The organism is Pseudomonas sp. PP3, assembly GCF_905336995.1.
In the GTDB taxonomy this organism is placed as follows: domain Bacteria; phylum Pseudomonadota; class Gammaproteobacteria; order Pseudomonadales; family Pseudomonadaceae; genus Aquipseudomonas; species Aquipseudomonas reinekei.
In genome coordinates, this window is the sequence record NZ_HG995459.1 from 2,781,262 (window position 1) to 2,802,334 (window position 21,073).

Consider the following 21,073-nt stretch of genomic DNA (forward strand, 5'->3'; position numbering starts at 1 on the left):
CGGGCATCAAAAGATCGCAGCCTTTCAGAACGACCGGACAATGCGCCCCAATGTTTCCATCGCCTTTTCCGAGTCCTCGGTCCAAGGGCTGCCGTAATTCAAACGAATGCAATTCCTGAAGCGCTGGGCCGGTGAAAAAATCGGCCCCGGCGCGATGCTGATCCCCTGCGCCAACGCCATCTGGAACAATTTCAATGAATCCGTCTGCGCCGGCAGTTCCAGCCACAGAAAGTAGCCACCGGCCGGTTGGCTGACGCGGGTCTGCGCCGGGAAATAGCGGGCGATGGCCGAGAGCATGGCGCTCTGCTGATCTTCCAGCGAATGACGCAGTTTGCGCAGATGCCGGTCGTAACCACCGTGTTGCAGATAGTCGGCGATAGCTGCCTGGGCCGGCATCGACGCACAGAGCGACGTCATGAGTTTCAGCCGTTCGATCTTTTGCGCGTACCGTCCAGCCGCGACCCAACCGATCCGGTAACCGGGGGCGAGGCTTTTGGCGAAGGAGCCGCAGTGCATCACCAGACCTTCGGTATCAAACGCTTTGGCCGGTTTCGGCGCCTGCTGCCCGTAATACAACTCGGCGTAGACATCGTCCTCGATCAGCGGCACTTGATGGCTGCGCAGCAGTTCCACCAAATGCTGTTTCTTCGCCTCGGGCATGGTCGCGCCCATGGGGTTCTGGAAGCTGGTCATGCACCAGCAGGCCTTGATCGGGTGGCGTTCCAGGGTTTGCGCCAACACCCCGAGGTCGATGCCGTCGCGCGGGTGCACCGGGATTTCCACGGCTTTGAGCTTCAGCCGTTCCAGGATTTGCAGGCAGGCGTAGAACGCCGGGGCTTCGATGGCCACCAGGTCGCCGGGTTGAGTCACCGCTTGCAGGCACAGGTTCAGCGCTTCGAGGGCTCCGTTGGTGATCAGCAGTTCTTCCATGGGCAGCATCAGTCCGCCGACCATGTAACGCAGGGCAATCTGCCGCCGCAGCTGTGGATTGCCCGGCGACATGTCGGTGACCACCATGCGCGGGTCCATATCGCGGCTGGCACTGGCGAGCGACCGCGACAGCCGTTGCAGCGGAAACAGGGTCGGGCTGGGGAACGCTGAGCCGAAGGGCACGGTGTTCGGGTCTTTGATCGAGTCGAGGACCGAGAACACCAGTTCGCTGACGTCGACTTCGGTGGACTCGTTGACCTGGCTGCTGATCACCGGCTCGGAAAACGGGCGCGGCGCGTGGGCATTGACGAAATAGCCGGAACGCGGCCGGGCGCGGATCAGGCCTCGACGTTCAAGCAGGTAATAGGCCTGGAACACGGTGGACGGGCTGACGCCGTACGTCTGGCTGGCGTAGCGCACCGAGGGAACGCGCTGGCCGGGACCCAGGACGCCGGAGCGGATCAGTTCAGCGATGTCGTCGGCGAATTTTTCGTAGCGTTTCATCGGGATCCCGCAATCGAATCGATTAACTGTGGCGAGGGAGCTTGCTCCCGCTCGGCTGCGCAGCAGTCGCCAATTTTTCAGGGGCGCTTCGCACCCCAGCGGGAGCAAGCTCCCTCGCCACAAAGGACTGCATCTTAAAGGCTCAACGGTTCATCGGGGCAACAAACCGGCTTTTCGCCACGCTGTAGATGCCGGGATCATCACTGTCGACCACCTTGAAGCTGATGCTCTGCGAGCTGCTGCTCGGCCGTTCGCCAGTCATCGCCACCGACACCGGTACGTCGACAATCTCGCCGGGGGCCAGGCTCAGTCCGGTCTTGCCTTGCAACTGGAAGCCGTCGGCGTCGACGAGGGTCAGGTGGTAGTCCTGGCGTTGCTGGGTCTTGTTGATCACTTTCAGGCTGTAGATGTTTTCGATCTGCCCCTGACTGTTCTCGCGGAACAGGCCGCGGTCCTTGCTGACGTCCAGCGACACCATCGGCCGCTCGATGAGCGCCACCACCAGCGCAGCGATCATCACCAGCAGCACGGCGGTGTAACCGATCAGCCGTGGCCGCAGCAGGTGCGTCTTGCCACCCTGCAACTGGCGCTCGGAGGTGTAGCTGATCAAACCCGGCTCATAGCCCATTTTGTCCATGATCGAATCACAGGCATCAATGCACGCCGCGCAACCAATGCATTCCATCTGCAAGCCGTCGCGGATGTCGATGCCGGTCGGGCAGACCTGCACGCAGAGCTGGCAGTCGATGCAATCACCCAGGCCGACCTCGGCCGGTTTGACTTCACGTTTACGCGGGCCACGGTTCTCGCCACGGGCGACGTCGTAGGAAATGGTCAGGGTGTCTTTGTCGAACATCACACTCTGGAACCGCGCATAGGGGCACATGTGCATGCACACCGCTTCGCGCAGCCAGCCGGCGTTGATGTATGTCGCACCGGTAAAGAACAACACCCAGAACAGGCTGACGCCGCTGATTTGCAAGGTCAGCAATTCTTCGGCCAGCGGGCGGATCGGCGTGAAATAGCCGACGAAGGTCAGGCCGGTGAGCAGACTGATGGCCAGCCATAACGTGTGCTTGGCCGAGCGGCGCATGAATTTGTTCAGGCCCCAAGGCGCGGCTTGCAGCTTGATGCGCTGGTTGCGCTCGCCTTCGGTGATTTTCTCGCACCACATGAAGATCCAGGTCCAGGAACTTTGCGGGCAGGTGTAACCGCACCAGACCCGGCCGGCGAACACGGTGATCGCAAACAGGCCGAACGCGGCAATGATCAGCAGCGCCGAGAGCAGGATGAAATCCTGCGGCCAGAACGTTGCGCCGAAGATGTGGAATTTGCTTTCGGAAAGATCCCAGAGCACTGCCTGCCGGCCGCCCCAGTTCAGCCACACGGTGCCGAAAAACAACAGGAACAGAAAACCCGCGCCGCTCATGCGCAGGGTGCGGAACAGGCCGGTGAAGCTGCGGGTATGGATCAGGTTGTCGCTGGACGCGGCCTTCGTCTTCGGACGCGAAGGCTCATAGGTCTGGATGGTGGGTGTGCTGTCTACGGTTCGGACGGGGATTCTCTCGCTCATGGTCTTTCGCTCATCAGCCTCCATCAGGCGTGAGCACTATGAGCGTCGATCTGTTTGCATAACAGACTCAGGTATTGCAATAAAAGGCAGATCAGATGGTGAAATCGAGCCTCGCTGCGACAAGTTGAAGCACCTGTCGCAGCAGCCCGTTAACGCCGGTCTCAGACACTTGCGGGTGGTTGATCCGGATCGGTCAAATCACCGAATCACTGTCAGTGGCCTTCAAGTGTCGGCGTCCATCGATGGCACCTGCCACGGTCAATGCGTCGGCTTCTGCTTCGGTGATGTAAATCCGCTGGCCGTTGAGGTCCACCGCCGACATGGCTTTGGCCCCGTCAGTGACAATGGTGACGTCCGGACACAGGCGAATTTCCTCGCCATTTTCGGTGGTGAAAAAGCAGGTTTCGTTTTCGATGCGCACGGTCATGGCGTGATCCTTTTTCAGCGGGTGCCTGAAACGTTAGGGCGCCAGAAACTGCCATCGTTCGGTGCAACCGATTAATGGTCGCTGCGGTCCATCTTCCATAGCCCTTCACAAGGACAGCCTCAATGAACGCCTGGTGGCATGAAGTATGGGTGACCCTGCAAGCGGAGTTCGCCGACATCGGCGACGCTTCGCAGCTGACCCGCGTGACCGTGCGCCTGCTGACGGCGGCGGTACTCGGCGGGATTCTCGGTTTCGAGCGTGAGCACAAGGGCAAGGCGGCGGGCGTTCGCACCCACATGCTGGTGGCGATTGGTGCGGCGCTGTTCGTGCTGGTGCCGCAAATGTCCGGTTCGCAGGCGGACGCCATGAGTCGCGTGCTCCAGGGCGTGATTGCCGGGATCGGCTTTCTCTGTGCCGGCACCATCCTGAAAAACGAAGAGGGCGATGAAGGCCACGTCAAAGGCCTGACCACCGCTGCGGGACTGTGGCTGACCGCCGCCATTGGCGTATCGGCGGGGTTGGGGCGCGAGTCGACAGCAGTGCTCAGCACCTTGTTGGCGTTACTGGTACTGAGCGTGATGCCCCGAGTGGTGAAGCGCTTCGAAAAAGATCAGGAACCGTAGGAGCCGCCATGTAGCGGCTCTTCAGCGAAGCGATCAACTGTCTTTATTCAGGCGTAACAATCACCGGTGGCATGGTCGTCGGTGGTTCTTCCCTTGGCGGCGGATTGGTCCCGGGTGGCTCTTGCTCGGGCACCGGTTGCGGGTCGCTCGGCGGGATCACCGGGTTGTCGATGTTCGGATCGGGTGTTTCAGCGGGGAATGGATTGTTCATCGTCCTGTCTCCAGTGGCACATGGCGTGAGTCGTGCTTAAGTTGATTGACCACTGGGCGAGGGAATTGATTCCGGCCAATTGCCTATGAACTTTTCGCGGTGGCAGTCGCTCGGAACCTAAGTGAGTTCATTGCCGGGCGGCTGGCCCGACGGGAAGACATCCAGACACAAGAGCGTCCATGGGGCGTAAAGGAGAGATGCTCGATGACGGCTGAAAAACCGACTGAACTGAGCTACAACCCGCACATGCCACTGTCGCAAGCGCTGTTGCTGCCGCGCATTGCCATTGAAAACACCATGCCGACCCTCGACGGTGGCCAGTTTGCAGTCAAGGCCGTGGTGGGGCAGGACATCGTGGTCACCAGCAAGGTGTTTGCCGACGGTCACGACAAGCTGGCAGTGCGCGTGCGCTGGCGGGCTGAAGGTGATGAAACCTGGCAAAGCGAAGTCATGACCGATCTGGGCAACAACGGTTGGCAGGGCCGCTTCCAGGTGCCGGGTCAGGGCCGCTATGTGTTTTGCATCGAAGCCTGGATCGATCAATTCGCCAGTTTCCGCTATGAGCTCGAGAAAAAACACGCCGCCGCCGTGCCGGTCAGCCTGGAGTTGCAGGAAGGGCGCCTGCACGTTCAGCAAGCCGCCGAACGCAGCGAAGGCCAGCTGAGCGAGCAACTGGCGGCGTTGCACCATGAGTTGTCGGGCCTGCTCGAAACCGAGCAGGTCGCGTTGTTCCTGCACCAGCGTAGCGCCGAGTTGATGGCCCAGGCCGATCACCGGGCCTACCTGAGCCTTAGTGCTGAGTTTCCCATCGACGTTGAGCGCGAACTCGCCCAGTTCGCCAGTTGGTATGAGCTGTTCCCGCGCTCGATCACCGACGATCCGAAGCGCCATGGCACCTTCAATGACGTGCACTCACGCCTGCCGATGATTCAGGACATGGGCTTTGACGTGCTGTATTTCCCGCCGATCCATCCGATCGGTCGCAGCTTTCGCAAAGGGCCGAACAATTCACTGACCGCCGGGCCGGACGATCCGGGCAGCCCCTATGCCATTGGCAGCGAGGAGGGCGGGCACGAAGCGATTCACTCGCAGCTGGGCACCCGCGAAGACTTCCGTCGACTGGTGGCCGCAGCGGCGGAGTACGGGCTGGAAATCGCCCTCGACTTTGCCATCCAGTGTTCCCAGGACCACCCGTGGCTCAAGCAGCATCCGGGCTGGTTCAACTGGCGCCCCGACGGCACGATCAAATACGCGGAGAACCCGCCGAAGAAATACCAGGACATCGTCAACGTCGATTTCTATGCCGTTGAAGCGATCCCCAGTCTCTGGGTGGAGTTGCGCGATATCGTCGTCGGCTGGGTCGAGGAGGGGGTGAAGATTTTCCGCGTGGACAACCCGCACACCAAGCCGCTGCCTTTCTGGCAATGGCTGATTGCCGATGTTCGGGCGTTGTACCCCGAGGTGATCTTTCTCGCCGAAGCCTTTACCACGCCGGCGATGATGGCGCGGCTGGGCAAGGTGGGTTATTCCCAGAGCTATACCTATTTCACCTGGCGCAACAGCAAGACCGAGTTGGCAACGTACTTCACCGAGCTCAATGAGTCGCCGTGGCGCGAATGCTACCGGCCGAATTTCTTCGTCAATACGCCGGACATCAACCCGGCATTCCTGCACGAGTCCGGGCGTCCCGGTTTTCTCATCCGCGCGGTGTTGGCAACCATGGGCTCAGGCCTGTGGGGCATGTATTCGGGGTTTGAGCTGTGTGAGTCGGCAGCGGTGCCGGGCAAGGAGGAGTATCTCGACTCCGAGAAGTACGAGATCCGTCCACGGGACTTCACCGCCCCGGGCAACATCATTGCCGAGATCGCCCAGCTCAACCGCATCCGCCGGCAGAACCCGGCGCTGCAGACGCATCTGGGGCTGAAGGTCTACAACGCCTGGAACGACAACATTCTGTATTTCGGCAAGCGCAGCGCCGATGGCAGCAATTTCATTCTGGTGGCGGTCAACCTGGATCCGCATAACGTCCAGGAGGCGAATTTCGAATTGCCGCTATGGGAAATGGGCTTGTCCGACGACGCCAGCACCCAGGGCGAAGATTTGATGAACGGGCATCGCTGGACCTGGTACGGCAAATATCAATTCATGCGGATCGACCCGGCATATCAGCCGTTCGGGATCTGGCGAATTACCGCTTCTTGAGTCCACCACCAACCCTGTGGCGAGGGAGCTTGCTCCCGCCGGGTCGCGAAGCGGCCCCATTTTCTTCAGGAACATGCGATTAAGCGTTTTTTGCGACTGCTACGCAGCCGAGCGGGAGCAAGCTCCCTCGCCACAAAAGCACCCAATCCAACGGGGCTTACCTTGAATTCAACAGGAGTTTCAAATGGCGAAGAAACCCAAGGCAGCCACCTTCATCAAAGACCCGCTCTGGTACAAAGACGCGGTGATCTACCAAGTTCACGTCAAATCTTATTTCGACTCCAACAACGACGGGATCGGCGACTTTCCCGGCCTGATCGCCAAACTCGACTACATCGCCGAACTCGGCGTCAACACCATCTGGCTCTTGCCGTTCTACCCCTCGCCACGCCGCGACGATGGCTATGACATTGCCGAATACCGTGGCGTCCATAGTGACTACGGGACCATGGCCGATGCCAAGCGCTTCATCGCCGAGGCGCACAAGCGTGGACTGCGGGTGATTACCGAGCTGGTCATCAACCACACCTCCGACCAGCACGCCTGGTTCCAGCGTGCGCGCAAGGCCAAGAAGGGCTCGGCGGCGCGGGATTTCTACGTGTGGTCCGACGATGATCAAAAGTACGACGGCACGCGCATCATCTTTCTCGACACCGAAAAATCCAATTGGACCTGGGACCCGGTGGCCGGCCAATATTTCTGGCACCGTTTCTACTCGCACCAGCCCGACCTGAATTTCGACAACCCGCAAGTGATGAAAGCCGTGCTGTCGGTGATGCGTTACTGGCTGGACATGGGCATCGACGGTTTGCGCCTGGATGCGATCCCGTATCTGATCGAGCGTGACGGCACCAACAACGAAAACCTGCCCGAAACCCACGACGTCCTGAAGCAGATCCGCGCCGAGATCGATGCCAATTACCCGGACCGCATGCTGCTGGCCGAGGCCAATCAATGGCCGGAAGACACCCAGCTGTATTTCGGTGACACCGACAAGAAAGGCCTCAACGGCGACGAATGCCACATGGCGTTTCACTTCCCGCTGATGCCACGCATGTACATGGCGCTGGCCCAGGAAGACCGTTTTCCGATCACCGATATTCTGCGTCAGACCCCGGAAATTCCGGCGAACTGCCAATGGGCGATTTTCCTGCGCAACCACGATGAGCTGACGCTGGAAATGGTCACCGACAAGGAGCGCGATTACCTGTGGAATTACTACGCGGCCGACCGTCGGGCGCGGATCAACCTGGGGATTCGCCGTCGACTGGCGCCGTTGATGGAGCGCGACCGCCGCCGCGTTGAGCTGCTCAACAGTCTGCTGCTGTCGATGCCCGGCACGCCGACCCTGTATTACGGCGATGAAATCGGCATGGGGGACAACATCTACCTCGGCGACCGTGATGGCGTGCGCACGCCAATGCAATGGTCGATCGACCGTAACGGCGGGTTCTCCCGCGCTGATCCGGCCAGCCTGGTATTGCCTCCGATCATGGACCCGCAATACGGCTATCTGTCGGTCAACGTCGAAACCCAGGCCGGCGACCCGCATTCGTTGTTGAACTGGACCCGGCGCATGCTCGCCGTGCGCAAGCAATCCAAGGCGTTTGGCCGTGGCACGCTGAAAATGCTTTCGCCCACCAACCGCCGGGTACTGGCCTACACCCGCGAATACACCGGGGCGGACGGCAAGCACGAGATCATTTTGTGCGTGGCCAACGTTTCCCGAAGTGCCCAGGCGGTGGAGCTGGACCTGTCGGCGTACGTCGGCATGGTGCCGGTGGAGATGCTGGGCGGGAATGCCTTCCCGCCGATCGGCCAGTTGAATTTCCTGCTGACCCTGGCGCCTTACGGCTTCTATTGGTTCGGCCTCGCCGCCGAGAACCAGATGCCGAGCTGGCACGTGGAACCGGCGCAAAGCCTGCCGGACTTCACCACGCTGGTGCTGAAAAAACGCATGGAGGAACTGCTCGAAGCGCCGTCACGCAACACGTTGGAACAGAACATTTTGCCGACCTGGCTGCAGAACCGTCGCTGGTTCGCCGGCAAGGACGCGGCTATCGATCAGGTCGAGCTGGCCTATGGTGTGCGGTTTGGCGATGCCCAGCATCCGGTGTTGTTGAGTGAGATCGAAGTCACCAGCGGCGGCCAGACCAGTCGCTATCAATTGCCGTTCGGCTTCATCGCTGAAGACCAGTTCGGTGCGGCATTGCCCCAGCAACTGGCGCTGTCCCGGGTACGCCGTGGGCCTCAGGTCGGTCTGATCACCGATGCGTTCAGTCTGGAAAACTTCATCCGCGCCGTTTTGCAAGGCATGGACAGCAACACCGTATTGCCCTCGGACGGTGGCGAAATTCGTTTCGAACCTACCGCTGAGCTGGCCAAGCTGGGCCTGACGGCTGAGTCGGAGGTGCGTTATCTGTCGGCGGAGCAATCCAACAGCTCGGTGGTGGTCGGCAACAGCCTGGTACTGAAGCTGATCCGCAAAGTAGCGTCGGGCGTGCACCCGGAACTGGAAATGAGCGCGTATCTGACGGCGGCGGGTTTCAGCAACATTTCGCCGCTGTTGGGTGCAGTGGTGCGCCGCGACGCCGCAGGCGAAGACAACTTGCTGATGATCGCCCAAGGCTATTTGAGCAATCAGGGCGACGCCTGGGAATGGACGCAGAACAACCTCGAACGGGCGCTGCGTGACGAGTTGGCAGATGCCATGTCCGAGCAGGAACAGCACTACAACGCCCTCGGCGAGCTGAAAGATTTCGCCGGCATGCTCGGTCAGCGACTGGGGGAAATGCACAAGATGCTGGCGGCACCGAGCGCCAACCCGGACTTCGAACCGCACGTCACCACGGCGAAGGAAGCGTTGGCCTCGGCCAAGGACGTCGCGGCGCAAATCGAGCACGCCCTGAAGTTGCTCAAGCAGCATCAAAACGAACTGAACCCCGCAGACAAAACACTGGTCAGCCATTTACTGGACAACAAAAAAGCCATCCTCGCCCATGTGCAGGCGTTGGCCAAAAAGACTGCCGGTGGCCTGCGAATTCGCGTGCATGGCGACTTGCACCTCGGCCAGGTGCTGGTGATCAAGGGCGATGCGTACCTGATCGATTTCGAAGGCGAACCCGCACGGCCGTTGCACGAACGACGGGGCAAGCACAGCCCGTACAAGGATGTCAGCGGCGTCCTGCGCTCCTTCGATTACGCGGCGGCCATGACGATCAACGTGCACAACGTCGATAACACGGCTCAGGCCCAGGCGGCTCGCGAGCGAGTAGCGGATCGCTATTTGAGTGAAGCCAGGCAGGCATTTGTCGACGCTTATCGGCTGGCGGCAGCTACGCTTGGTCATGCGTGGCAAGATCCGGAAGGCGAGGACGCTGCGCTGGCGTTGTTCGGCCTGGAGAAGGCGGCGTACGAAGTGGCCTATGAGGCGGAAAACCGTCCCGGCTGGCTGCCCGTGCCGTTGCACGGTTTATATGGACTATTGAGTGGGCTTAAACCCTTTTCCGATCTTGGTGGAGAGTAGTCATGAGTTTCTCGAACAAGGAACAGGGTCAGCATCAAAAAGAAGCACTGCTACCCAAGGCGCGGGATATCGACGCGTTGGTGCGTGCCGAGCATCACGATCCCTTTGCCATTCTCGGTCCCCACGGCGATGGCGCCGGCGGGCAGTTCATTCGGGCTTACTTGCCGGACGCTTTAAGCGTACATGTGGTGGCCAAAGAATCCGGGGAGGAGCTTGGCCCGCTTGAGGCGACGCAGACCCCCGGGTTGTTCGTCGGCCACTTCGATCGGGCGCAACCCTACCTGCTGCGTACGCGCTGGGCCGGCGGCGAACAAACCGCCGAAGATCCCTACAGCTTTGGCGCGTTGCTCGGTGACATGGATTTGTATCTGTTCGCCGAGGGCAATCACCGTGACTTGAGCAGCGCCCTGGGTGCGCAGTTGAAAACCGTGGACGGCGTTGAGGGCGTGCGTTTCGCGGTCTGGGCGCCGAATGCCAGGCGAGTGTCGGTGGTCGGAGATTTCAACGTCTGGGATGGTCGCCGCCATCCGATGCGCCTGCGTCATCCCACCGGGGTCTGGGAGCTGTTCATCCCGCGCCTGCAAGCGGGGGAGGCCTACAAATACGAAATCCTCGGCAAGGACGGCATTCTGCCGCTCAAGGCCGACCCGATGGCGCTGGCCACCAGCCTGCCACCGGACACCGCTTCGAAAGTCGCCGCGCCATTGAAGATCGACTGGCAGGACCAGGACTGGATGCAGTCCCGTGGCGAGCGTCACCGCCCGAGCGCGCCGTTGTCGATCTACGAACTGCACGCCGGATCCTGGCAATGCGAACTGGACGATCTGGGCGAAGTGTCCCGCCAGTACACCTGGCCCGAGCTAGCCGAGCGATTGATCCCGTATGTCAAGGAGCTTGGCTTCACCCACATCGAACTGATGCCGATCATGGAGCACCCGTTCGGTGGTTCGTGGGGTTACCAGTTGCTGTCGCAATTCGCCACCAGTGCCCGCTACGGCTCGGGCGACGAGTTTGCGGCGTTCGTCAACGCCTGCCACCAGGCGGACATCGGTGTGATCCTCGATTGGGTGCCGGCGCATTTTCCCACCGACACCCACGGCCTGGCGCAGTTCGACGGCACCGCGCTGTACGAGTACGGCAACCCGCAGGAAGGCTTTCACCAGGATTGGGACACGCTGATCTACAACCTCGGGCGCACCGAAGTCCACGGCTATATGCTGGCGTCGGCGCTGCACTGGCTCAAGCATTTCCATGTCGATGGCTTGCGGGTCGATGCGGTGGCGTCGATGCTCTACCGCGATTATTCGCGCAAGGCCGGCGAGTGGGTGCCGAACCGTCATGGCGGTCGGGAAAACCTCGAGTCCATCGACTTCCTGCGCCATCTCAACGACGTCGTGGCACTGGAAGCCCCTGGCGCGCTGGTGATTGCCGAAGAGTCCACGGCGTGGCCGGGCGTCAGCCAGAGCACGCAACAGGGCGGGCTGGGCTTTGCCTACAAATGGAACATGGGCTGGATGCACGATTCGCTGCATTACATCCAGCAAGATCCGGTGTACCGCGCCCATCACCATAACGAACTGAGTTTCGGCCTGGTCTACGCCTGGTCCGAGCGTTTCATCCTGCCGATTTCCCATGACGAAGTGGTGCATGGCAAGCATTCGCTGATCGACAAGATGCCGGGCGACCGCTGGCAGAAATTCGCCAACCTGCGGGCCTACCTGAGTTTCATGTGGGCGCACCCGGGCAAGAAACTGCTGTTCATGGGTTGCGAATTCGGCCAGTGGCGCGAGTGGAACCACGACCAGCAACTGGACTGGTACTTGCTGCAGTATTCCGAACACAAAGGCGTGCAGAAACTGGTCGGCGACCTCAATCGCCTGTACCGCGAAGTACCGGCGCTGCATGAGCAGGACGATGTGCCGCAAGGCTTCCAGTGGTTGATCGGCGATGACGCGATCAACAGCGTCTACGCATGGTTGCGCTGGAGCAAGGACGGCAAACCGGTGTTGGTGGTGGCCAACTTCACCCCGGTGCCCCGTGAGGCTTACCGCATTGGCGTGCCATTTGCCGGCCGCTGGACCGAGTTGCTCAACAGTGACTCGGCGACCTACGCCGGTTCCAACTATGGCAACAGCGGTGGTACCTCGACCGAGGAAGTGTCGAGCCATGGGCAGGCGTTGTCGCTGGTGCTGAACCTGCCGCCGTTAGCGGTGTTGATGTTGAGTCCGCAGGGCTGATCCCAGACCGCGTCGCTTCTATCGCGGGCAAGCCCGCTTCCACAGGTATCACCGTTGAACCTGTGGGAGCGGGCATGCCCGCGATGGCGTCAGCCCAGCCATGCAGCGCTTGAGGTCTGATCCTCACCACCGCATCCGCACACCGAGGCTGCCAATGATCCCGTTCAAATCATTGTCATCTACGTCGCTGCTGTAGTCGGCGCTGACATACAGGCTCACTGCCGGGGTCATCCGTGCTACCAGGCCCAAGCCCAGTTCGACCGTCGACGATTTGCGACTGCTGCTGATCTTGTCGACCTGATCGAGGGTCACGGTATTGCCGGTGTATACGGTGTGCCACAAGTTGGTCCGCACATAGGGTTCGATGGGCAGGCCATTGATATCGTAGCTACCTTTCAATTTAGCGCCGACCCGGCCGCTCCATGACGTCAGATCGCTGGAGGACGCATTGCCCGAGCCCGCATACGGGGTGTCCAGGGTGATCCGCTGATTGATCAACTGCGCTTGGGGTTCCACCACCCAGTTTTCGCTGATGCCAATCGGGAAACCGCCTTCGACCGACAACGTCACCGCGCTGCCTTCGGTGGCTTGGCGCGCTCCTTTTTCGTTGCGGCTGAAGCCATTGACTCGGCCACCGCTGGCCGACAAATCGACGTGCCAGCCTTGTGGCCCGGTCAGGCTGTAGTAAGCGCCGAGGCTTTGGCCTTGCAGGTTGAGGGTGTCGCTGTGCGGGTCGGCCAGGGCGCGGTTGGTCAGCAAGCCATTGCTGTTGCCCTGGTACTGGCTGACTCCACCGATCAGGCCGACCCGTTGCGTATGGCCGCTGCCGCTTTGCAGCGTGAGGAGGGCCGGGCTTCTCATTTCGCCTGAGCCGGGGATCGTAAACCCTTGAGCCAGCGCGTCAGTTTGTGCCTGGCGGGACGCTTTTCCGTAGAGCTGGTCCCAGGCGTTGGGTGTGGCATCTTCGGTGGTCAATTGGCTACTTCGCGTGTCGGCGACGCTGATGCGGCCGGGATATTTGCTGGCGAGCGCGGGCAAGGTGAGGACCGGGATGTCCTGGCGATACCAGGGCGTTGTTTCGTCCTCGGCCGGTTGCGCCTGAACTTCCATGGAGGAGCACAGCAGGAGCGAGCTCGAGACAGTGCAAAAAGTGACTTTAATCTCTTGTTGGGTGAGTGAAGTTTTCATGGTGGTTCTACCTTGCTATCGCATGCCGTACTCGCCTTGGCGTCTCTCCTACCCCGAATGAGGGGCGACCGAATGGAAGGGGGCAAGCCGGGGGCCGCCCGTATACGCGGGTGTCTTGGGGGCTTGCCCCTGATTGTGATTCCGGGGGTAGTAAGGTGGAGTCAAGTGGACCCCCACCACTGCGTCAAGAAAATGGCCGATAAATGGTATGGGTATTTTACGGATTGTAAGTGACTGATTTACGTCGCCTCTATAAGTACTTGTTAAATGGAAAAATCGTCAAAAAAGTCACGATCTAGAGCCTTTGCTCGGTGTTTACCAGCGCACCCTGACTCCCAGATTAGCGACCACACCCCGTTGCTGATTGCTGTCGATATTGCTGCTGTAATCGACATTGACATACGCGCTGACGCTGGGCGCGAGGGGCAGGTTCGCGCCGATGCCCACATCGAGCCAGGATGACTGCTGCTCGGTGTCGATATCGGTGGTACCGGCAAAAGTGACCGTGTCGGTGCCCGAAAAGGTGTGCCACAGATTCGCCCGCAGATAGGGTTCCAGTGGCAGTCCGCTGACGTCATAGCGACCTTTGAGGCGAGCACCGACTCGGCCGATCCAGGAGGGATCGGCATCGAACGCCACATCGGAGATGCCGTCGTGCTGGTCATCGAGTTCGATCTGTTGATGGATGATTTGCGCCTGGGGTTCGATCTCCCAGTCGTTCGCCACCGCGAACGGATAACCGGCCTCCACAGACAGGGTCACGGCGTGTCCGTCGTTGTCGATTTTCAGGCCGCGTTCGGAGTGACTGTCACCGTCGAGCCGGGTGTACATCGCGACGGCGTCGAAGTAGGCATTGCCCGGATCGGTCAATGTCCAATAGGCACCGAAGCTGTCGCCTTCGAGTTCGACCTTGCCAGCGCGTTTGTCTTCAAAGCCTTGGTTGAACCCATCGACATCACCCTTCAAGCGGCTGTGGCCGACGAAGAAACCCGTACGCTGGGTTTGCCCACCTGCCAATTGCGAACTGAACAGATCATTGCCGACCTGGAAACCGTTCAGCGAGCCGTCGAGTTTCGGCGTGACGGTGCCTGCCCAGGTCTGCTCGAAGTTCTTGCCATAGACCCGTCCCCAGCCCGCAGCAAACGCACCGGTCTCGGTCAGCAGGCGTTGGTCGCCCTGACGATCGTGGAAGGTGCCGAGTGCATTCAAGGCCAGCTGTGCCGCTGCGGGTGGCAATGCCGACCACGTCGGCACTTCCGGGCGATACAGGGGAATGGGCGCGGCGCCGGGGGCGGGTGTCGGCAGCGCGGGGCTGCCGGCCGCTGCCACTGGCGCCGCTACCAGCGGCACCAGAATCGGCGGCAAGGCTGGATCAGGGTTGGGCACTTCGACCAATGGCGCTGCCGCCACGGATGAACTCAAGTACCAACTGTTCTCGCTGCCAGGCGTTACACCGCCTTTGAACAGGACGTAATCGAAAGCACCCACCGACACCGGCGCCTTCAGGCTGAAGGCGTCATTGCTGCTGACTGCGGTGCCTTGGGCCTGGACCACTTGAATGCCGTTTTGCAGGGTTTGCGCACCTGCGCCGCCCAGGTTGCTGACGGTGATTGCAGTGGAACCGGTCAAGGTGCCGTCGTTGACCACCAGTTTGTCGCTGGGCGAGTTGTCGTCGCCCAGTACGCTTTGCACCCACAACTGGCCGCCATTACCTGCGTAATTGCCTTGCACGGTCAGGGTGTCGCTGGTGCGGGTGTTACCGCTGCCGAGATCGATGGTCCCGGCGTTGTTCAAGGTGACACGCTGGCCAGCGGTGAACGGCGTGATGCTGCCTTGGGTGGACGTTATGACGCTGCTGCCGTCGACGTTGAACTCGCCTCTGCCGGTGACGCTGTCGCCGAGCACGAAGTTACCGTCGACGTCGAACCGGGCGCCATTGCTCAGGCTGACAGTCTCCCAGTTGGTGTAACGGGCGGCGCCAGCGGATGCGGTGTGATCAAAGGTTAACTGATCGGTGCCAGGGCCACCGTCGATGCTCGGGGTCAGGGCGAGTGTGGTTTCACTCAGGTTGCGCACAATAGCGCTGTCATTGTCATCGCCCATCAGGATCGCCGAGCGGATGATGCCGCCACCGTCCCATAGAAATGTGTCATTGCCGGCACTGGCGCGGATTTCGCCAACGATCTCGCCGCCGGTCACGGTAATGCTGTCGTTGCCGCCGCTGACGCTGACGTTGCCGCCAATCCTGCCGCCGGAAACGATGATGGTGTCAGTGCCGAACCCGGTGACCAGGTTGCCGATGATTTGCCCGCCAGACAGGTCGAACAGGTTGTTGTCGAGTTTCATGTCGACCCGGCCGATGGTGCCCCCGGTCATTCGGGCGGTATCACCGTCCTCGAAGGCGCCGACAATCGTACCGCCGGTCATCAGGAAAAAGTCGCGGTTATCACCTTGGGCCAGGGCCTGGATCGTGCCACCGCTCATGGTGAAATTGTCGATGCCATTGCCTTGGTTGACGGCTCCGGTGACTTGCCCGGCGCTGATGTTGAAGAAGTCCGCGCCGTCGCCCTGATCGATGATGCCGACGATCTGCCCGGAATCCATGTTGATGGTGTCGATGCCGGCGCCGAACGTCACGTTGCCATTGATCGTGCCAGTGCCGTTGGTGGGAAGGTTCAAGGTGTTGTTGCCGGCCAGATCGCTCAGGGGGCCGCCGGTGCCACTGTCACACAAATGGGTATCGTTGCCGGCTGTAGGGGTGAAGGTACACGCCGCCTGGGCGGTATGAGGCCAACCGATGAACAGCAGGAAGGAGAACGCGCAGGCGCTGTAACGGTATTTGGGCAGGTCGGTAGCAGATGTCATGCAAGTCCCTCGCACGTTGATCAGTGGCTGACTGGCCTGTTGTCAACAGTGACAAGGCATCAGCACCTTCGGCAGCGCAGGTTGCGAGACAGCATCAGCAAAGTGATTTCCCTTATTCGGGAAACTTCGGCAACGGTGGCTACGGTGTTTTTCCTGTTCGTAACAGAATCGGTACGGACGTCACGACCGTAACAGCAGTTTTCGGACACCGCTACTGACACAAATGACAGGTCGCCTGAATATTTGACCGGGCGAGGGCGCAGGTTCGCGCGCCTAGAGATGGACTTCTACTGCCAGCGGCAAGTGATCCGACAGGTGGGTCCAGGGCTTGCTGCCGAGTATTTTTGGATCGTGGCTGCTGGCATTGCGCAGATAGATACGATCCAGCCGCAGCAATGGAAAGCGCGCCGGGTAGGTTTTGGCAGGGCGACCGTGGTGGCGTTCGAACGCTTCGTGCAGATAGTCGCGGCGGGCGAGGGCGGCGTTGCCTTGCAGTTGCCAGTCGTTGAAATCGCCGGCGATGATCACGGGTGCGTCGTCAGGCAGGGATTCGAGCAATTGGCAAAGCAACTGCAGCTGCAACTGACGATGGCTTTCCAGAAGACTGAGATGCACGCAGATGGCGTGGACTTCGGCGTGCCCCGGCACATCGAGCACGCAGTGCAGCAAGCCGCGACGCTCCGGGCCGGTAATGGACACGTCGAGGTTGCGGTATTCGCGAATCGGGTACTTCGACAGCAGGGCGTTGCCGTGGTGGCCGTCGGGGTAGACCGCGTTGCGTCCGTAGGCGAAATCGCTCCACATGCTGTCCGCCAGAAACTCGTATTGCGAGGTCTGCGGCCAGTTGTTGTAGCGGGACGAATGGCCGTCATGCTCGCCGACGACCTCCTGCAGAAACACCAGGTCCGCCGACGTGCTGCGCACCGCTTCTCGCAGCTCCGGGAGGATGAAACGCCGGTTCAGGGCGGTGAAGCCCTTGTGGGTATTGACCGTCAGCACACGCAAGCGATGAATGGCCGGGGGATTGGCCAGTGGCACCGACTCGGCCGTCTGTGACTTGGAATGGGTGGTCACGTTCACTCCTCTGAATGCGGATGGCTTATGTATGCGACTGATACAGCGACGGGCAGTTCAGTTTGGGTGATCGCGTGATCTGCTCCGTTCAATTGCAGGAGCAAGCAGGATCCAGCATTCAGGATTCGCTCAATTCAGACAAACACGATTTCATAGGGCAAACGCATTCGCTCCAGCAGCACTCGGGGCAACAGCGGGGCGATGCCGATGGCGGGTTCGCCGTCCAGCTGACTGGCGTAAGCATGGGTGGCATGGCTTTTACGGGCGACTGTCCAGGTGTCCAGGCGCAGCTTGCGCGCGCGATGCCAGGGGATCAGTTCGCGATCCCGCGCTGGCCAGTGCCACGCCCAGACCGGCACTTCGTTGAATGTCGCGCCGGCGATGGTTGCTGCGTTGGCGCTGGCACGGCCCACGGCATCATGGTCGCTGAGACCGTCCGCAGCCCAGGTGCTGAACACCACGTCGCCGGGGCGCAGGTAACGGGCTATGAATTGGGTCAGTTCAAGTTCGTGCTCAGCCAGGACGTTGTCGGTGAAGCCGCCGCGAATCCATTTCAGGCTGTGCATCGGCAACCCAAGCCGACGCAGGGCTTCGACGCTCTCCTGGGAACGAAACACACTCAAGCGCTTTTCCGACCACTGCTGCGAGCCCGGATGGCTGGCGCTGCCGTCGGTGATCGAAATCAATTGCAGGGGGTGGCCCATCGTGCTCAGCAGTTGCAACAAGCCGCCGCAGGTCACCACTTCGTCGCCGGGATGCGGGGCGATCACCACGGCACGGGCACCGGGCGGAACCAGGGATTGCGTGCTGATGACCGGGATGTTGTCCAGTTGCAGGGCACTGTTCCAGATCTGTGCTGGCAGGCTGCCTTCGTTGAGGGAAACAGGTTTCATGAGGCTACGTCCTTGTGTCGTTACGCCTTCAGTCGTGCCCGATGCTGACAAGACCCGTGAGGGCGGGTTGATAACGATGCGCGGCATTCCCAACCCTGGAATGCCGCGAATCGAGTATTGCTCATGGAACGTTATCCGTCGCGTCCGAGGTTCCCAACGGCGATTTTTTAGCTGGCCGGTACACCGCGGATGTTTTTACTCCTCTTCCTCACGTTGCAACTCGAACAGCAGCAGCGAGCGGCCGGTGACCGAATACTCGTGACCGAACTTGAAACGCTCCTGGCCGCGGATCGACGGCTGGTTGGTGTCGATCATGCAGGTCCAGAACCCACCGTCCGGCACTTCCGGCAGCAGGAAGTTGACGATGTCGTGATGGGCATTGACCACCAGCAGCAGGGTCGCGTCGGCGCCTTTACGGCGAATGCCGGTTTCCTGTGCGCGGCCATCAAGCAGCATGCCCATGCAGCGATTGTGCGCATCGTGCCAGTGTTCGGTGGTCATTTCGCTGCCGTCCGCCGCCAGCCAGGTAACGTCCTTGACGCCAATGTCTTCGTTGTAATTGCCGACCAGAAAGCGTCCACGCCGCAGGATCGGGTAGGCCAGGCGCAATTTGATCAGGCGTTTGACGAACTTGAGCAGCGCCTTGCCGTCTTCGCTGAGGTCCCAATTGACCCAGCCGATTTCGCTGTCCTGACAATAGGCGTTGTTGTTGCCGTCCTGGGTGCGGGCGAACTCGTCGCCGGCCACCAGCATCGGCGTGCCCTGGGCCAACAGCAGCGTGGCAAAGAAGTTACGCATTTGCCGATGCCGCAATTCGTTGATTTCCGGGTCGTCGGTCGGGCCTTCGACGCCGTGGTTCCAGGACAGGTTGTTATTGCTGCCGTCCTGATTGTTTTCGTCGTTGGCTTCGTTGTGTTTGTCGTTGTACGACACCAGATCGTTGAGGGTGAAACCGTCGTGGGCGGTGATGAAGTTCACTGAGGAATACGGCCGCCGGCCACGCTGATTGAACATCTCGCCGGAAGCGGTCATGCGGCTGGCAAAGTCAGCCAGTTGCCCATCGTCGCCTTTCCAGAAAGCGCGCACGGTGTCGCGAAACTTGTCGTTCCACTCGACCCAGCCCGGCGGGAAGTTGCCGACCTGATAACCGCCAGGTCCGCAGTCCCATGGCTCGGCGATCATCTTGACCTGGCGCAACACCGGGTCCTGCCGGCAGGCCACGAGGAAGCTGTGGCGCTCGTCGAAACCGTCGTGGTAGCGCCCGAGAATGGTCGCCAGGTCGAAGCGGAAACCGTCGACATGCATTTCCGAGGCCCAGTAGCGCAGGGAGTCGGTGACCATTTGCAGCACGCACGGGTGGCTCAGGTCAAGGGTGTTGCCGGTGCCGGAATCGTTGATGTAGAAGCGTTTGTCATCGGGCATCAAGCGGTAATACGAGGCGTTATCGATGCCGCGCATGGACAGGGTCGGGCCTTGCTCGTTGCCCTCGGCGGTGTGGTTGTAGACCACGTCGAGGATCACTTCCAGATTGGCTTCGTGCAGGTGCGCGACCATCTCTTTGAATTCGGCGATCTTGCCGCTGGCCAGGTAACGCGGGTCGGGGGCAAAGAAGGCGATGCTGTTGTAGCCCCAGTAATTGGTCATGCCTTTGTGCAGCAGATGCTGGTCGTTGACGAAGGCGTGGATCGGCAGCAACTCCACGGTCGACACGCCGAGTTTACGAATGTGTTCCAGCACGTCGTCGACCATCAGGCCGGCGAAGGTACCGCGTACGTTTTCCGGTACGGAAGGGTGGCGCATGCTGATGCCGCGCACGTGGGTCTCATAGATGATGGTCTTGTCCCACGGCACGCTGACGCGATGGTCATGGCCCCAGGTGTGCGCAGGGTCGATGACTTTGCACTTGGGCACGTAAGGCGCGCTGTCACGTTCATCGAAACTGAGGTCGGCGTCGGGATGGCCGATGGTGTAGCCGAACAACGCTTCGGACCATTTCAACTGGCCGACCAATTGCTTGGCATAAGGGTCGATCAGCAGCTTGTTGTGGTTGAAGCGATGTCCGTTGGCCGGGTCATACGGACCGTAGACGCGGTAGCCATAGATCAGCCCCGGATGGGCGTCAGGCAGGTAGCCGTGGTAGATCTCGTCGGTGTATTCCGGCAGTTCAATGCGTTCCAGTTCCACTTCGCCCGCATCATCGAAAATGCACAGTTCGACCTTGGTGGCGTTGGCAGAGAACAAGGCAAAGTTGACCCCTAGACCATCCCAGGTCGCACCCAGCGGAAAGGGCAGGCCTTCACGGATTCGCGAGGGCTCGGCATGGGGGGCTGGCGTGTCTTTTTTTGGACGGGTCATAGATGCTCCTGCAATGGACAAAAACGGATACGGAACGTGTGGCAGCGAGCAGGCTCGTTCCCACAGGTGTTTTGCGGGGATGAGCGCGCCCGCAGTGGCGAGCTGACCCGCCACTTACTCATTCAGGACTACAGCTGAAAATCAGACCGCTGGCGGTTTTCGTGCCGCGCGGGGCTTTTTCGCGGCGGCTTTTTCACCGGGAGGAACGACGGAAGACGCCGCGGCCGGTTTGGCTTTCGCCTTCGCCGCTGCCACCTTGACCTCGCCTGCCTTGCCATTGGCGGTTTTGCTGACGGCAGGTTTGCTGGCCGGCGCCTTCGGCGGTTTTTTCGGCGCCAGGGCTTCGGCCTCTGCCAGCTTGCGCGCCATCTCCCAGTGGCGCGATTCCTGGCCTTCGGGTTTTCCTTCCGACTCCCAGATCTGATAGGCAAACTCGCGGATGCGTTTATCGTCGGTACTCATCGC

Annotated in this window: 14 protein-coding genes; 4 read left to right on the forward strand and 10 right to left on the reverse strand. The window is 60.7% G+C overall.

Features of this window, described 5'->3' with window-relative positions:
- Window positions 1-24: 24 nt before the first annotated feature.
- From mapR to KHO07_RS12720, 3 genes are all read right to left on the reverse strand, one after another.
- Entirely contained in the window at window positions 25-1,434 is a 1,410-nt protein-coding gene (gene mapR / locus KHO07_RS12710; protein WP_212627389.1) for a GntR family transcriptional regulator MpaR, read from the reverse strand.
- Between the two features lie 142 nt (window positions 1,435-1,576).
- Window positions 1,577-3,007 (reverse strand): cytochrome c oxidase accessory protein CcoG, encoded by a 1,431-nt coding sequence (gene ccoG, locus KHO07_RS12715; RefSeq protein WP_150734298.1) that lies wholly within the window; start codon window positions 3,005-3,007, stop codon window positions 1,577-1,579.
- A gap of 193 nt (window positions 3,008-3,200) precedes the next feature.
- Entirely contained in the window at window positions 3,201-3,434 is a 234-nt protein-coding gene (locus tag KHO07_RS12720; protein WP_075945100.1) for a DUF3203 family protein, read from the reverse strand.
- 122 nt (window positions 3,435-3,556) lie between these two features.
- On the opposite strand from KHO07_RS12720, the gene KHO07_RS12725 reads away from it, so the two are divergent.
- Complete coding sequence (locus tag KHO07_RS12725) at window positions 3,557-4,057, forward strand: MgtC/SapB family protein (RefSeq protein WP_212627390.1); 501 nt, start codon at window positions 3,557-3,559, stop codon at window positions 4,055-4,057.
- A 43-nt stretch (window positions 4,058-4,100) separates the two neighbouring features.
- Here KHO07_RS12725 and KHO07_RS12730 read toward each other — a convergent pair whose 3' ends face one another.
- A complete protein-coding gene (locus KHO07_RS12730) occupies window positions 4,101-4,268 on the reverse strand; it encodes a hypothetical protein (RefSeq protein WP_191635249.1) in 168 nt (55 codons plus the stop codon).
- Window positions 4,269-4,472: 204 nt separating this feature from the next.
- Here KHO07_RS12730 and KHO07_RS12735 point away from each other — a divergent pair, with 204 nt between their 5' ends.
- From KHO07_RS12735 to glgB, 3 genes are all read left to right on the forward strand, one after another.
- Entirely contained in the window at window positions 4,473-6,470 is a 1,998-nt protein-coding gene (locus KHO07_RS12735) for an alpha-1,4-glucan--maltose-1-phosphate maltosyltransferase (protein ID WP_150734296.1), read from the forward strand.
- Between the two features lie 184 nt (window positions 6,471-6,654).
- Window positions 6,655-9,996, forward strand: a complete 3,342-nt coding sequence (treS, locus tag KHO07_RS12740) for a maltose alpha-D-glucosyltransferase (protein WP_212627391.1) — start codon at window positions 6,655-6,657, stop codon at window positions 9,994-9,996.
- 2 nt (window positions 9,997-9,998) lie between these two features.
- Window positions 9,999-12,233, forward strand: a complete 2,235-nt coding sequence (glgB, locus tag KHO07_RS12745) for a 1,4-alpha-glucan branching protein GlgB (protein WP_212627392.1) — start codon at window positions 9,999-10,001, stop codon at window positions 12,231-12,233.
- A 123-nt stretch (window positions 12,234-12,356) separates the two neighbouring features.
- Here the strand turns inward: glgB and KHO07_RS12750 are convergent, their stop codons facing one another.
- The 6 genes from KHO07_RS12750 to KHO07_RS12775 form a co-directional block, all read right to left on the reverse strand.
- Window positions 12,357-13,421, reverse strand: coding sequence for an autotransporter outer membrane beta-barrel domain-containing protein (locus KHO07_RS12750; protein WP_212627393.1), 1,065 nt, complete (start codon window positions 13,419-13,421; stop codon window positions 12,357-12,359).
- 315 nt (window positions 13,422-13,736) lie between these two features.
- Window positions 13,737-16,286: an autotransporter outer membrane beta-barrel domain-containing protein gene (locus tag KHO07_RS12755; RefSeq protein ID WP_212627394.1), complete on the reverse strand. Its 2,550-nt coding sequence runs from the start codon at window positions 16,284-16,286 to the stop codon at window positions 13,737-13,739.
- Between the two features lie 273 nt (window positions 16,287-16,559).
- Complete coding sequence (locus KHO07_RS12760; RefSeq protein WP_150734291.1) at window positions 16,560-17,360, reverse strand: endonuclease/exonuclease/phosphatase family protein; 801 nt, start codon at window positions 17,358-17,360, stop codon at window positions 16,560-16,562.
- A gap of 134 nt (window positions 17,361-17,494) precedes the next feature.
- On the reverse strand, window positions 17,495-18,253 hold the full coding sequence (locus KHO07_RS12765) for a PIG-L family deacetylase (protein ID WP_150734290.1): 759 nt from the start codon (window positions 18,251-18,253) through the stop codon (window positions 17,495-17,497).
- Window positions 18,254-18,448: 195 nt separating this feature from the next.
- Complete coding sequence (gene glgX / locus KHO07_RS12770) at window positions 18,449-20,608, reverse strand: glycogen debranching protein GlgX (protein WP_212627395.1); 2,160 nt, start codon at window positions 20,606-20,608, stop codon at window positions 18,449-18,451.
- Window positions 20,609-20,749: 141 nt separating this feature from the next.
- A complete protein-coding gene (locus KHO07_RS12775) occupies window positions 20,750-21,070 on the reverse strand; it encodes a DUF2934 domain-containing protein (protein WP_212627396.1) in 321 nt (106 codons plus the stop codon).
- Window positions 21,071-21,073 lie beyond the last annotated feature (3 nt).